This window comes from Streptomyces sp. NPDC093510, assembly GCF_040683555.1.
Classification (GTDB): domain Bacteria; phylum Actinomycetota; class Actinomycetes; order Streptomycetales; family Streptomycetaceae; genus Streptomyces.
On record NZ_JBFBEE010000027.1, the window covers coordinates 65,399 to 78,210 of the forward strand.

Annotated in this window: 10 protein-coding genes; 6 read left to right on the forward strand and 4 right to left on the reverse strand. The window is 69.0% G+C overall.

The window, feature by feature from the left end:
* Window positions 1–52 precede the first annotated feature (52 nt).
* From AB0N81_RS33605 to AB0N81_RS33615, 3 genes are all read left to right on the forward strand, one after another.
* Window positions 53–238: a hypothetical protein gene (locus tag AB0N81_RS33605; protein ID WP_365365105.1), complete on the forward strand. Its 186-nt coding sequence runs from the start codon at window positions 53–55 to the stop codon at window positions 236–238.
* A complete protein-coding gene (locus AB0N81_RS33610) occupies window positions 220–1,641 on the forward strand; it encodes an N-6 DNA methylase (protein WP_365365107.1) in 1,422 nt (473 codons plus the stop codon). The genes AB0N81_RS33605 and AB0N81_RS33610 overlap by 19 nt, the downstream gene beginning before the upstream one ends.
* A gap of 835 nt (window positions 1,642–2,476) precedes the next feature.
* The gene (locus tag AB0N81_RS33615) at window positions 2,477–2,815 is read left to right on the forward strand and encodes a hypothetical protein (protein ID WP_365365109.1); all 339 of its coding nucleotides are present in this window, start codon (window positions 2,477–2,479) and stop codon (window positions 2,813–2,815) included.
* A gap of 671 nt (window positions 2,816–3,486) precedes the next feature.
* Here AB0N81_RS33615 and ccsB read toward each other — a convergent pair.
* The gene (gene ccsB / locus AB0N81_RS33620; RefSeq protein ID WP_365365111.1) at window positions 3,487–4,647 is read right to left on the reverse strand and encodes a c-type cytochrome biogenesis protein CcsB; all 1,161 of its coding nucleotides are present in this window, start codon (window positions 4,645–4,647) and stop codon (window positions 3,487–3,489) included.
* A gap of 498 nt (window positions 4,648–5,145) precedes the next feature.
* Here ccsB and AB0N81_RS33625 point away from each other — a divergent pair, with 498 nt between their 5' ends.
* Both AB0N81_RS33625 and AB0N81_RS33630 read left to right on the forward strand, forming a co-directional pair.
* Window positions 5,146–6,393: a PLP-dependent aminotransferase family protein gene (locus AB0N81_RS33625; protein WP_365365113.1), complete on the forward strand. Its 1,248-nt coding sequence runs from the start codon at window positions 5,146–5,148 to the stop codon at window positions 6,391–6,393.
* Between the two features lie 476 nt (window positions 6,394–6,869).
* A complete protein-coding gene (locus AB0N81_RS33630; protein WP_365365190.1) occupies window positions 6,870–7,808 on the forward strand; it encodes an oxidoreductase in 939 nt (312 codons plus the stop codon).
* Between the two features lie 23 nt (window positions 7,809–7,831).
* Here AB0N81_RS33630 and AB0N81_RS33635 read toward each other — a convergent pair whose 3' ends face one another.
* The 3 genes from AB0N81_RS33635 to AB0N81_RS33645 form a co-directional block, all read right to left on the reverse strand.
* Window positions 7,832–8,935: a CU044_5270 family protein gene (locus AB0N81_RS33635; protein WP_365365115.1), complete on the reverse strand. Its 1,104-nt coding sequence runs from the start codon at window positions 8,933–8,935 to the stop codon at window positions 7,832–7,834.
* Complete coding sequence (locus AB0N81_RS33640) at window positions 8,932–9,585, reverse strand: RNA polymerase sigma factor (protein ID WP_365365118.1); 654 nt, start codon at window positions 9,583–9,585, stop codon at window positions 8,932–8,934. The genes AB0N81_RS33635 and AB0N81_RS33640 overlap by 4 nt, the downstream gene beginning before the upstream one ends.
* A gap of 192 nt (window positions 9,586–9,777) precedes the next feature.
* Window positions 9,778–10,908, reverse strand: a complete 1,131-nt coding sequence (locus AB0N81_RS33645) for a threonine synthase (RefSeq protein WP_365365120.1) — start codon at window positions 10,906–10,908, stop codon at window positions 9,778–9,780.
* Window positions 10,909–11,225: 317 nt separating this feature from the next.
* On the opposite strand from AB0N81_RS33645, the gene AB0N81_RS33650 reads away from it, so the two are divergent.
* The gene (locus AB0N81_RS33650; protein WP_365365123.1) at window positions 11,226–12,800 is read left to right on the forward strand and encodes a S8 family peptidase; all 1,575 of its coding nucleotides are present in this window, start codon (window positions 11,226–11,228) and stop codon (window positions 12,798–12,800) included.
* Window positions 12,801–12,812: the final 12 nt, after the last annotated feature.

Below are 12,812 nucleotides of genomic sequence, written 5' to 3' on the forward strand. Positions count from 1 at the left end.
GAGTCCGCGGAACGGTCCGCAGAACGGTAGAGCAGTCTGGGGGAGTTAGGGCATGTCGCAGAGAGCGCTGCAGTTGATGGTGGTCGTCCTGGCGTCTGTGGTGGTGGGGCTCGTGGCCGGCATTCTCGAGTTTGCGGGCGCCAGGAAGATGGTCACAGCTGTCAAGTACGGCGGTGGTGCCTGTGGAGGCGCCATGCTCATCGGACTGGCCACTGTTACGTGGCTGATGTCGTCGTGATCCCGAAGGAGCGAGGGAGCGAGCTGGGGCGCCTGAAGTACCGGCGAGTGCTACTGGCCGTTGAGAAGCTGCGCAGCACGACTGATGCCGAGACGACGTACCGACTCGCCTTTCAAGTGGTCTACCTCCACTGCTGGTCCAGCCATGGAGCAGCAGTGGAGGCGGGGCGCCCGTGGCGACCCGGCTCGGGGTCCGCGGGTGCGATGCTGAATGCGATCTGGCCGCGTACGCCCGTCGCTCGTACCTACAACCTGCCCGCGTGCCGCGACGAAGGCGTGAGCCGTCCTTTCGAGCTCATCGATCCGGCTCTCCACGAGCTGATCGTGGAGGTTCGGCGGCTGGAGCCCGACGTGGGGCTCTTCGATGTGTTGCTCGACATGTACTCGACGCGCTATTCGCGCGGCGATGACTACTTCACGCCGAATGATCTGGCGTACCTCTTCGCAGGACTGGCCGCTCCCCGAGGAGGCGAGGTGGTTCGGGATCCGGTGTGCGGAAGCGGGCGACTACTGCGAGCCGCCGCCTGCCGGGCTCGCACCCAAGGCGGCGAGGTGCGTTTGTCCGGAGCGGATCTCAATCCGACGGCACGCTATGCCGCGGCCGTCAACCTTGCCCTGCACGGATTCCATGCCGACCTCGGCAAGGGAGAAGCTGACAGCCTTCGGGCTGGGACGTCGCCGGAACCGGCCGACGTGATCGTCGCCAACCCTCCTGTGAACCTGCGAGATTGGGGGCATGGCGAACTCAAGGACGACAGACGGTGGACCCTGGAGGTACCACGGTCGGGCAACGCGAACTTCGCCTGGGTCCAGCACATTCTTGCCGACCTGACGCCGCAAGGGCGGGCCGTTGTCCTGCTCTCCCCCGGAGCAGCCCACAGCAGCAATAGCACCGACGGACTGATCCGTCGCAGGTTGCTCGAAAACGGTCTGGTTGTAGGCGTCGTGGCTCTGCCGGCATGGCTCTTTCCACACACCAGCACGAGCATGGCGCTGTGGCTGCTCGCCAAAGGGGAGCGGCCGAACACCCATCGGGTCCTGTTTGCGGATGCAGGAAAACTGCCGACAGCGAGGGACGGGTCACGGCGCATTTTCGACCAGGACTCGGTCGACCGCCTTCTGCAGATCTTCGGTGAGTGGCAGGGCCTCCGGCGCTGTGAGGACGAGGGCGTTCCCGAATCCGCGCCATGGTGCCGTGCGGCGAGTCTTGAGGAAATCGCTGATGCGGGCTTCGACCTGACTCCCGCACGCTACGTACGGAACGGAAGCACCGCGCAGCTGCATTCAAGAGACGGAGACCGGAACCGGAAAGCTGAGCTGTATGAGTGCATGGACTGTAGCGCCGCAGCCAGGCAACGAGTCCGTGATGCGCTGGAGAGCAGGCATGACTACAGAACCGGATGATTTCCCCGCTCCGTGGCCCGTCGTTGAGTTGCGTGAGTTCCCAGGGGTCGAGTACGCCGCCTACGGAATTGCGCGACAGCAGAAGGCATCCGATGGAATCCCTATGCTCCGCGCCACAGAGATTGTCGAAGGAGATGTACACGTCCAGGAGTTCACATTTGTGCCTCCCGACGTGGCCAGACGTCACCCACGCAGCACGCTGAGGTCTGGGGACCTCCTGGTCGTGCTCGTGGGGCGTGTGGGGGAGGCAGCAGTTGCAGGGGAGGAGCACGCAGGATGGAATGTCGCCAGGTCGCTCGCGGTCGTCCGCTGGACACCAGAGGGCCGCGCCCAACAATGGGATCTGTGGCTTCGATGGTGGCTGAAGACCTCGCAGAGCCACAGCTATCTAACGCTGTCCTCGTCGAACGCCGAGCACATGACCTTGCCTCTGCAGGCGCTCAACCGACTTCCCGTGCCAGTGCCTCCAGCGCCGGTGCGGGAGAGGCTGCTTTCGCTGATCTCGCTTGCTGAGCGCAAGAATGCGTTGAACACCCGAATTGTGTCTTGCGCGACGGGACTAGCGGATGCGCATTTCGTGGAGGCGCTGCAGACGTGCGGGCCAGGTTCGGCTGCCGAGCGTGCAGTGGGCGAAGTGTGTCAGGTTACGGCTGGTGTGGCACAGTCTCTGCCGGACAGCGAGCAGTCGGCTATGCCGTGGGTGTCCCCCCGCGAAGTACTGAACTGCAGGCCAGTACATCTGGGTGCAGTGACTTCACGCACCGTGGCGCAAGCGGAGGTTGTATGCCCGTCCGGCAGCCTCTTGATCGCGCCCCGTCCCGGGGAGGTGCGGACCGTGCTCACCACTACCCCGGTAGTGCCAGGCCGGCGGACGCTCGCGATTTACACGGAGTCCGAGGTTGATCGGATGTGGTTGTTGCACTCGCTGCGTTACCGGAGGCGAGAGTTGACGGCCGTTACGCAGGGCGAGCAGGCCCGCGCGATGAGGCGCAAGGACTTTTCCCGTTACAAGATCCCCTGGCCGACCGATGCGGTGAGGCGGGACTTCGCCAGGCGTGCTGCTGCCCTGCACGACCTCGCCTACGCCGCCACCAGGGAGCGACACGTGATGGAGGAGCTGGTGGTGCACGAGCTGGAGAAGGGGGGCCTGGCGCGTCTCACTTCGGCCAGCTGAATGCCGAGGTGATCCACGTTGCCCCTCTCGGGAGCACGGAATCCAACGCTCTGAACGAACGGCGCAGTACCGCGCGCACCGTTTCTCCGCTGGCGGTCCGAGAGGGCCCTGACCAGCCATGTTTGGGGCGCCCCCGGTAGGACTCGAACCTGCGGCCAAGCGCGTAGGCGCCTGCTCCACCCGCTGAGCTATGCAGGCTGACCTGCGACAGCGCGGATGCTTCTGACTATGCCCCGCCAAACCGGGGGTATACGGGATCTGCGGACGCTCGCGCCAGCCCCGAGGTCTGGACGTGCATTCTGGCCGGCGGCCAGGCGTCGGAGCTGGCCGCTGGCGTCCGGGGAGACCGCGAGTGAGCGCGAGCGCTGTGCTGCTCTGCGAGGTTCGGTGCGGTGGCACGAGCTGATGTGGCGCTCGTAGAAGTTCCGCAGACTTCAGGCGTGTGCGGGCGCTTCCGGGTAGCGTTGGCGATCTTCGGTCTTCTGCAACTTTGTCGCGCATCCCGTGCTGGGATGGTGCTGGGATGCGCCCGCATTTCCGCAGCTCACAGCCTTGTGGTGGAGTTCCGCTTCAACGTGTAGCCGTTGGCTCCCCGCGTCGACCGCAGTACTCAAAACGAGCTGGGCCCTTCCTGTGGGAAGGGCCCAGCTCCTTTGGCGCGCATGGTGGGGTCAGACGCCCGCGTACGAGTGCTTGCCGCCGAAGAGGAAGTTCACTCCGTAGTAGTTGAACAGGTACGCGGCGAAGGCGGCCAGGGCGATGTACGCGGCCTTGCGGCCCTTCCAGCCGGCGGTGGCTCGGGCGTGGAGGTAGCAGGCGTAGCCGACCCAGGTGACGAAGGACCAGACCTCCTTGGGGTCCCAGCCCCAGTAGCGGCCCCAGGCGTCGCCCGCCCAGATCGCGCCCGCCACGATCGTGAACGTCCACAGCGGGAAGATCGCGGCGTTGATGCGGTACGAGAGGCGGTCCAGGGAGGCCGAGGAGGGCAGGCGGGACATGATGTCGTTGCCCGCGACGCGGGCCCACAGCATCAGGCGGGCCCCGGCCGGGCCCTTCTTGTCACGCAGGGCGAGGGCCAGGCCGCGCTCGGACGCGGCGACGCGGCCGTCGGTGAGCCGTACCTCGTAGCGGTCGCGGAAGAGGTAGACCAGCGCGGACAGTGCGCCCATGTAGAGCGTCGCGCCGCAGAAGATCGCCGTGGAGACGTGTATCCACAGCCAGTACGAGTGGAGCGCGGGGACGAGCGGGGCACTGTCGGTGTAGAGCCAGGTGACGGCGATGCCCAGGTCGAGCAGGACGCTGGTGACCAGCGGGAGGCCGATCCAGCGCACGTTCTTCTTGGCGAGGAGCAGGGCGAGGTACACGGCGACGGCCACCGTCGCGAAGGTGGTCGAGAACTCGTACATGTTGCCCCACGGCGCCCGCTGCACGGACAGCGCGCGGCTCACCACGCCGCCCGCCGCGATGAGGCAGGCGAGCGTCGTCAGGGAGATGGCGATGCGGCCGTACAGGTCGCCCTGCGTGTCGTCGCCGTGCGCGCCGGGGCCGTCGGCGATGTCGCGGGTCTCGAAGCGCGACCGCTCGACGACCTTGGGGCGTTCCAGCACGGCGGTGCCGCCGCCTTCGGCCGCCTGTGCCCGGGTCTTCCCGCCGGCCGCGCCGCCGCTCGCCTCCTCGGCCACGAGCGCGGCCGCCGTACGGCCGACCTTGCTGCGGCTGCCGAGAATCCATTCGGCGATATGGGCGAGGAAGGACAATGTGTAGACGGCCATTGCCGAATAGATCAGCGCATTACTGATATTCGCCAAGTTCTCGTTGGCGGCCAGATTCATTTCTCGACCCCTTTGGAGGATTCGGACTGCGGGCCGGGCGTGCTCCGCACCCGCGGATGAGCCTAGCCTCCGGGGTCGCCGGGACGGCAGCCGGGGCTCCGCGTGCCATGCCGCAATGACCCTCACATTGTGGGCAGTTGGGTGGGTGGTGAGGGGAGCGAGGGGGAGTGGGGTTGTGCGTGGCGGTGGTCGACGCTCTGTCAGGGAGCGTGATTGAATCGATCTCGATTCGATCGAAAATCGAGCGAGATGTGCCTGGTGCCCATAGGCGGGCGCCGCATGCTGTGTTTCAGGGGACCCGTCAGCGGGGGCCCGGGTTCACTTTCTCTGCGTGATACGTGATGAGCCTGTGCCCCGATCCGCTTAAAAGGGGGAAATTCGGCCGCTGTCGCCGAGTGCCAGGTTATGCGCGAAGAAGACGTCACGAGTACGGGTGTGGGCGCGGAGCTTGATGCGGGGTCCCTGCACGGGTCTCTCGATTCGCCTGTGATCGAGTCGATGAACTTCCTCAACGAGATCTCCCACCGTTTCCCGGATGCCCTTTCCATGGCTGCGGGTCGGCCGTACGAGGGGTTCCTCGACACCGAGGACGTACACCGTCATCTGCGGACCTTCGAGGAGCATCTGCGGTCCGAGTACGGCGGTGACGAGGCCCGGGTGCGCCGCACGATGCTGCAGTACGGGCGGACCAAGGGCATCATCCACGACCTGATCGCGAAGAACCTCGCCGTCGACGAGAACATCCACGTCGACCCGGAGAGCGTGGTCGTGACCGTCGGCTGCCAGGAGGCGCTCTTCCTCACGCTGCGCGCCCTGCGCGGCAGCGACAAGGACGTGCTGCTCGCCCCGATGCCCTGCTACGTGGGCGCGACCGGCGCGGCCGAACTGGCCGACATGCGGGTGCTCCCCGTGAGGGAGAGCTCTGCCGGCATCGACCTCGACGATCTGGTGCGGGTCGTCGAGGAGGCCAAGGCCGCGGAGCTGCGGCCGCGCGCCTGCTACGTGGTGGCGGACTTCGCCAATCCGTCGGGCGCCACCCTCGGGGCCGACGCCCGCGAGGCGCTGATCCGGCTGGCCGAGGAGCACGACTTCCTCATCCTGGAGGACAATCCGTACGGCCTGTTCACCGCCCCGGGCAGCGAGCCGCTGCCCACGCTCAAGTCGCTCGACGGCGACCGGCGCCGCGTCGTCTACCTCGGCTCGTTCGCCAAGACCGGACTGCCGGGCGCCCGCATCGGGTTCGTGGTCGCGGACCAGCACGTGCGCAGGAGCGGCGACCGCGCCGGCGTCGTCCTCCTCGCCGACGAGTTCGCGAAGATCAAGAGCATGCTCACGGTGAATACGTCACCGGTCGCCCAGGCCGTCATCGGCGGCAAGCTGGTGGCCAACGGCTACAGCCTGCGCGCGGCCAATGCGCGGGAGGCGGAGCTCTACCAGGGCAACCTGCGGCATGTACTGGACGAACTGGCCCGCAATTTCCCCGAGGGCTCGCGGCCGCGCGTGACCTGGAACACCCCGGCCGGCGGATTCTTCGTCGTCCTCACCGTTCCGTTTCCCGTCGACGACGCGCTCCTCGAACGCTCCGGACGCCACCACAAGGTCCTGTGGACGCCGATGCACCACTTCTACGGCGACGGAAAGCCGCGGCCCCAGATCCGCCTTTCCTTCAGCTATCTGTCCCCCGAAGAAATCACGGTCGGAATCGACCGTCTCGCGATGTTCGTTCGCGAGCAGTGTGACGTCTGACGACATATCCACGAAGGGCAGCGGCCAGCCGCGCTCGGCGCGCACCGACTGCCACGGCACGCCGCCCGTCCCGCCGAAGGTGAGGTGGAGGGCCTCGGCCTCGTCGACGGCCTGCCGCAGCGCCTTCTCGAACAGGTTCTGGTCGACGGGCCCTTGGATCTCCACATGGCCATTCATGTTGCATCCGCCGCGAGGCGGTCGAGCACGGGTCAAGTCGAGGTGGAGATCGTTTCTCACGGTCCGTCATGTTGCGCTTCTCATATGTCCTTTGGGGGCCCGCTCGGCTGTGGAAGGCGCCCCACCAGGCAATTCTCCGAGGCTCTGACTGTGGGAGTTCGCCGGAAGGCCCCCGTCACGTATCGAAGCTGTCATCGGAGCGTTCCGGACGGCCCGGAAATGGGGTGGTCCCGCCCCGTGTGGCACTCGGGCACATCTTGACACTGAGTGCCATGTGAGGCAGCTTGTGCCGCATGAGTATGAGCAATGAGCGGAGCTGGAACGCCGAGCAGATCCCCGACCAGACCGGCCGCGTCTTCCTTGTCACCGGCGCCAACAGCGGCCTCGGGCTGGCGACGACGCGTGCACTCGCGGGCAAGGGCGCCCACGTGATCCTCGCCGTACGCGACGAGGGGAATGGGCGCCGCGCAGCCGCGGAGATCACCGCCGCGCACCCGGGCGCACGGCTCGACGTCCGCCAAGTCGACCTGGCGGACCTGGAATCGGTCCGCGCCTTCGCCGCGGGGGTACGCGCCGACCACGCGCGCCTGGACGTGCTCATCAACAACGCGGGCGTGATGGCGCCGCCCCGCACGCTCAGCCCGCAGGGCCACGAGGTGCAGTTCGCCGCCAATCACCTCGGCCACTTCGCGCTGACCGGGCTACTGCTCGACTTGCTGGAGGCCGGCCCCGACTCCCGTGTCGTCACGGTGAGTTCACCCAACCACCGCCAGGCCAGCCTCTTCTTCGACGACCTCTCCGGAGAGCGCACGTACGCGCCCATGGCCTACTACAACCAGTCGAAGCTGGCCAACGCCGTCTTCGGAATGGAGCTCCACCGGCGGCTGACCGCGGCCGGCAGCCGGGTGCGGAGCGTGCTCGCCCACCCCGGCTACACGGCCACCAACCTGCAGACGAGCTCGCCGGTCGGCATGGTGAAGTTCCTGTTCGGCCGCCTCCTCCTGCCGCTCGCCCAGTCTCCGGACCGGGGCGCGCTGCCCCAGCTGTACGCGGCGACCGCCCCGGACGCGGAGAGCGGACAGTTCATGGGCCCCGACGGCATGGCCGAGCTCCGTGGCGCACCGAAGCGGGTGACGCCGGCGCCGAGGGCCACCGACCTCACGACCGGCTCCCGCCTGTGGGACGTGTCGGAGGAGCTGACCGGCGTGCGGTACGCGTTCCGGGCGGCGGCCGCCTGAGCGGGAGCGGTCCCGGGGCCCTTCTACATACGGGGCTTCTGGCCCACTCGGTCCGCCGGCCCCACTTCGAGCCAGGTGTAGCGGTCCGGCGGGGTGTCCTGGCCGATGATCCGGTGCGTCGTCTCCAGGAGGAGGCCCGTGCGGGGGTCGACGACGTACCGGTCCTTCGTCCGTTGTGTCACCTTCTTGCCCGTGCCCAGGCGGTACCAGGCATTCCGCGTGATCTCGACGGCGACGCCCGCGCGGCCCTTGCTGTCCCGTACGTCACCGACCAGCCGCACGCCGGGCGTGTCCGCGAGGATCCGGAAGAGCGCCGCGCGCAGCTCCGGACCGGCGGGGGAGTCCTCCAGCAGGATCGCGACCTGCTCGAACCGGCTGTCGGGATCGTCGGGGAAGAGGGCGGCGAGGGCCTTCTCGTCGGTCGGCAGCTTCTCCAGCGCGGGCCAGGTGAGCCACCTCTCGCCCACCGGCCACTTCTTGACCTTGCCCTCCTCGCCCGCGGGCGGCTCGTGGACCGTACCGTCCTCGTCGACCGACCAGATGCGGCCCTCGCGGTCGAAGTAGGTGGTGTCCGTACGCTTCCCGTCGTCCTGGTTGACGGTCTCGACCCGCACCTTCCAGTACGGAGGGTCCGTCGCGGGAGCGTCCGCGGCCACCTCGGCCACGCCGTCCAGGAACTGACTCGCCGAGGCCGTCGCCGCCGGCTCGCCGCCCATGTCGAGGACGGGATAGGCCACGGCTCCCGTGGCGATCGCGGCCACGGCGGCAGCGGCGACGAGCAGCCTGCGTCGACGCGGAAGGCGACGACGGGTGTGCAGGGGTACGACGGCGGCTTCACCCCGGGCCGAACGGGAGACGGCGGCCCATGCGGCGTCCACGGCCGCGGAGGAGGGCGGGGCCACCTCGCCCGCCGCGACGAGCTCCGCGGCCCCGGGGAAGTCGAGGGGCCCGATGGAGTCGGCGGGGTTGGCGTGGTTGGCGTGATCGGTGGGGTCGGCATGTTCGGTGTGCTGGGTGTGCCGGGTGTTCCGGGTGTTCCGGGCGTGCTGGGTGAGTTCGGTGTACTCGTCGCGTTCGGTGGGTTCAGTGCGTTCAGTGCGTTCAGTGCGTTCAGTGCGGTCAGTCATGCCAGGTCTCCTGTCAGCTTGAGGGGGGCGTCGGCGCGGAGCCGGTGCCGGGCGCGGTGGAGCCGTGAGCGGGCCGTCCCCGCGGGGATGCCGACCACCGCGGCGGCCTCGCCGGGCGTCAGCTGCTCCCATGCGACGAGCAGCAGCAACTCCCGCTCGTCCGGCGGCAGCTCCGCGAGGAGCGAGCGCAGTCGTGGCGCCACGGCGGCCGCGTCGAGCCGCGCGTCCACCGCGTCCCACGGGTCGTCGCGGCCGTCCCCGGCCGGGCCGGGGCGCTGCCGCTCGATGCGCCGCCAGTGCGCGGACAGCACGTTCCTGGCCACGCCGAACAGCCAGGCCCGCGCGGGCCCGCGTCCCGCGTCGAAGCCCTGCCGTGCGGTGTAGGCCTGGAGCCAGGCCTCGGCCAGCAGATCGTCCGCCGCACCGGGCGCGCGCCGGGTGAAGTAGCCGTGCAGCGCCGGGGCGTGGCGCCGCACCAGCGGCTCGAAGGCCGAGGCGTCGCGCGCGGCACGGACCAGCAGCTCCTCGTCCGACACCGCATCCGACACGTCGTCCGGCGCCTTGGCCGACGCCCCGTCCGGTGCCTTGCCCGGCGCCCCGTCCGGTGCCTTGCCCGTCACCCCGGGGCCGTCCCGTTCATCCGATGTCACGGTCCCTCCCTCTCCAACCGCCGAACGGCGGTCTCACCCCCTACTTGTCGCGGGACCCGACGGGCGTTCGGCCGGCTCGTCCAGTCACACGGTCAGATGGATCCCCGCACGGCCAGTCGGACTCCCGCACGGTCAGATGAACCCCCGCACGGTCAGATGAACCCCCGCACGGTCAGATGGACCCCCGCACGGTCAGACGGCGCCCTCCGCCAAGCCGGTCTTCGCCCCCGCCCCGCACAGCGGCACCACCACCGTCCGCTCCCCGGGCTCCCCGAGCGCGCCCTCCCGTACGGCCGCCCAGCACGCCACCCCCGTCGACTCGACATAGAGCCCGCGTGCGGCCAGATCCCTTTGGGCGTCCGCCAATTGGGGCTCCGAGACCGTGAGGAAGGCGCCGCCCGACTGGCGTACCGCGCGCAGGATCTGCCGGGCGCGGAGCGGGCGCGGGATCGCGATGCCCTCCGCGTGGGTCGGCGCCGTCGGGGTCTCGCCGATCAGGTCGTCCGCGCCGGCCCGCCACGCGGCGGCGAGCGGGGCGACCGCCGCCGACTGCACGGCGTACAGGGTGGGTTGGCGGGTGATGAGTCCGGCCGCGTGCAGCTCGCGGACCGCGAGGGCCGCGCCGAGGAGCAGCGTGCCGTTGCCGACGGGGAGTACGAGGGTGTCGGGGAGGCGGCCGCCGAGGTCTTCCCAGAGTTCGTGGACGTACGTCTTGGTGCCGTGGAGGAAGTAGGGGTTGTGGACGTGCGAGGCGTAGAACGTGCCGGGCTCGTCGGCGGCGGCGCGGGCGGCGAGGGCCGTCGACTCGCGGCCCCCGTCGACGACTTGGAGGCGTGCGCCGTGTGCGCGGATCTGCTCCAGCTTCTTCGGTGACGTGCCGGCGGGGACGTAGACGGTGCAGTCGAGCCCGGCACGCGCGCAGTACGCGGCGACGGCCGTGCCCGCGTTGCCGCTGCTGTCCGCGATCACCCGGTCCGGGCCGAGACGCCGGGCGAGGGCCGCGAGCATGACCGCGCCCCGGTCCTTGAAGGAGAGCGTCGGCATCAGGAAATCCAGTTTGGCCGAGACCCGCCCCTCGAGCTCCACAAGGGGAGTGCGGCCCTCCCCGAGGGAGATGGAGGGGGTGGGGAGCGGCAGGCATTCGGCGTACCGCCAGAGGGAGTTGACCCGCCCGGTGAGGGACTTGAGCGGCGCGGGAACGGGGGAGAAGTCCAGGTCGAGAGGGCCGCGGCAGGCCGGGCAGGACCAGGCGAGCGAGCCTGCGGGGACGCGCGTCCCGTCGGCCGGGCAGGTGGAGTCGGGCAGTGCGGTCGTGTCTGTCATGTCAGTGTCTGCCCCATCGCCTGTCGTGTCGTCTGGGATGTCTGTCATGCGCGCAGGCTAGTGGTGGCGGTTGTTGAAGATGCGACGTGAGAGGTCTGCGGGGGTTGGTGATGCCGCGTCATGGCGGGTGCCAGGCGGTCGTGTTACGTCCGGTCCTGGCCCTTGTGGGATTCCTATGGATCCGCCAATCTTTCGTCCCGACGGAGGCAGGTACGGGCATGTCGTATTGACATGCCCCTGCCTTTTGTCCCCGTGAGTGTGGGCACCACAGCACCAATCCCCCACCAGCGCACCACCTATTGAGGAGGACCCCTCAGATGGCAGTGACGCGTCACAACCGCCGAAGACTGGCCGGGATCAGCGCGACAGCGGTCGCGGCCCTCGCCCTCGGCGTCGTCTCCGCCCTTCCGGCGAGCGCCCAGCCGGACCGGGCGGAAGGCACGATCGAGAACGCCGGCGTCCCCGGCACGATCAAGAACAGCTACATCGTGAGCCTCGACAAGAACGCTCCGAAGGCCCGCTCCGCCGAGGGCAAGGCCCTCGCCAAGGAGTACGGCGCGAAGATCGAGCGGATCTACGACAAGGCTCTCAACGGCTACGCGGTCGAACTCTCCGAGGCCGAGGCGAAGAAGTTCGCCGCAGACCCGGCGGTCGACGCGGTCGTCCAGAACCGTACGTTCACTGCCTCCGCGACCCAGACCAACCCGCCGTCCTGGGGTCTGGACCGCATCGACCAGAAGAACCTGCCGCTGGACCAGAAGTACACCTACCCGGACTCCGCGGGCGAGGGTGTCACCGCGTACGTCATCGACACCGGCGTCCGCATCAGCCACAGCGACTTCGGCGGCCGCGCCTCCTACGGCTACGACGCCATCGACAACGACAACACCGCGCAGGACGGCCACGGCCACGGCACGCACGTCGCCGGAACCGTAGGCGGCACCCTGCACGGCGTCGCCAAGAAGGCCAAGATCGTCGGCGTCCGCGTCCTGAACAACCAGGGCTCGGGCACCACGGCGCAGGTCGTCGCGGGCATCGACTGGGTGACCAAGAACGCGGTCAAGCCCGCCGTCGCCAACATGTCGCTCGGCGGCGGCGCCGACAGCGCGCTCGACACGGCCGTACGCAACTCCATCGCCTCCGGCATCACGTACGCCGTGGCGGCGGGCAACGAGTCGACCGACGCGTCGACCAAGTCCCCCGCGCGCGTGGCGGAGGCCATCACCGTCGGTGCCACGACCAACACCGACGCCAGGGCGAGCTACTCCAACTACGGCAGCATCCTCGACATGTTCGCCCCGGGCTCCTCGATCACCTCGACGTGGAACTCCAGTGACAGCGCCACGAACACCATCTCCGGTACGTCGATGGCCTCCCCGCACGTGGCGGGCGCGGCCGCGATCTACCTCGGCCAGAACCCGACGTCGACCCCGGCGCAGGTCTCCGCGGGCCTGGTCAGCGCCTCCTCGACGGGCGTCGTCACCAGCCCCGGCACGGGCTCGCCGAACCGTCTTCTGAACGTCACCGGGGGCACGACCAACCCGCCGGGCAAGAAGTTCACGAACGACGCGGACTACCCGATCGTGGACAACGCCACGGCTGAGTCCCCGGTGACCGTGACCGAGGTCCCGGGCAACGCGCCCGCCGCCCTGAGCGTGCCGGTGACCATCCAGCACACGTACATCGGCGACCTCCAGGTCCAGCTGATCGCGCCCGACGGCACCGCCTACACCCTCAAGGGCTATGGCACCGGCGGCAGCAGCGACAACATCAACACCACGTACACGGTGAACGCCTCTTCGGAGACGGCCAACGGCACGTGGAAGCTGCGGGTCAGCGACAACGCGGCGCAGGACACCGGGAAGATCGACTCCTGGAGCCTGCAGTTCTGACCCTCACAGTGA

Coding starts and splice junctions, on each gene's coding strand:
- AB0N81_RS33605 (WP_365365105.1), top strand. CDS start 53: ATGTCGCAGAGAGCGCTGCAGTTGATGGTGGTCGTCCTGGCGTCTGTG.
- ccsB (WP_365365111.1), bottom strand. CDS start 4,647: ATGAATCTGGCCGCCAACGAGAACTTGGCGAATATCAGTAATGCGCTG.
- AB0N81_RS33625 (WP_365365113.1), top strand. CDS start 5,146: ATGAACTTCCTCAACGAGATCTCCCACCGTTTCCCGGATGCCCTTTCC.
- AB0N81_RS33630 (WP_365365190.1), top strand. CDS start 6,870: ATGAGCAATGAGCGGAGCTGGAACGCCGAGCAGATCCCCGACCAGACC.
- AB0N81_RS33635 (WP_365365115.1), bottom strand. CDS start 8,935: ATGACTGACCGCACTGAACGCACTGAACGCACTGAACGCACTGAACCC.
- AB0N81_RS33645 (WP_365365120.1), bottom strand. CDS start 10,908: ATGACAGACACGACCGCACTGCCCGACTCCACCTGCCCGGCCGACGGG.
- AB0N81_RS33650 (WP_365365123.1), top strand. CDS start 11,226: ATGGCAGTGACGCGTCACAACCGCCGAAGACTGGCCGGGATCAGCGCG.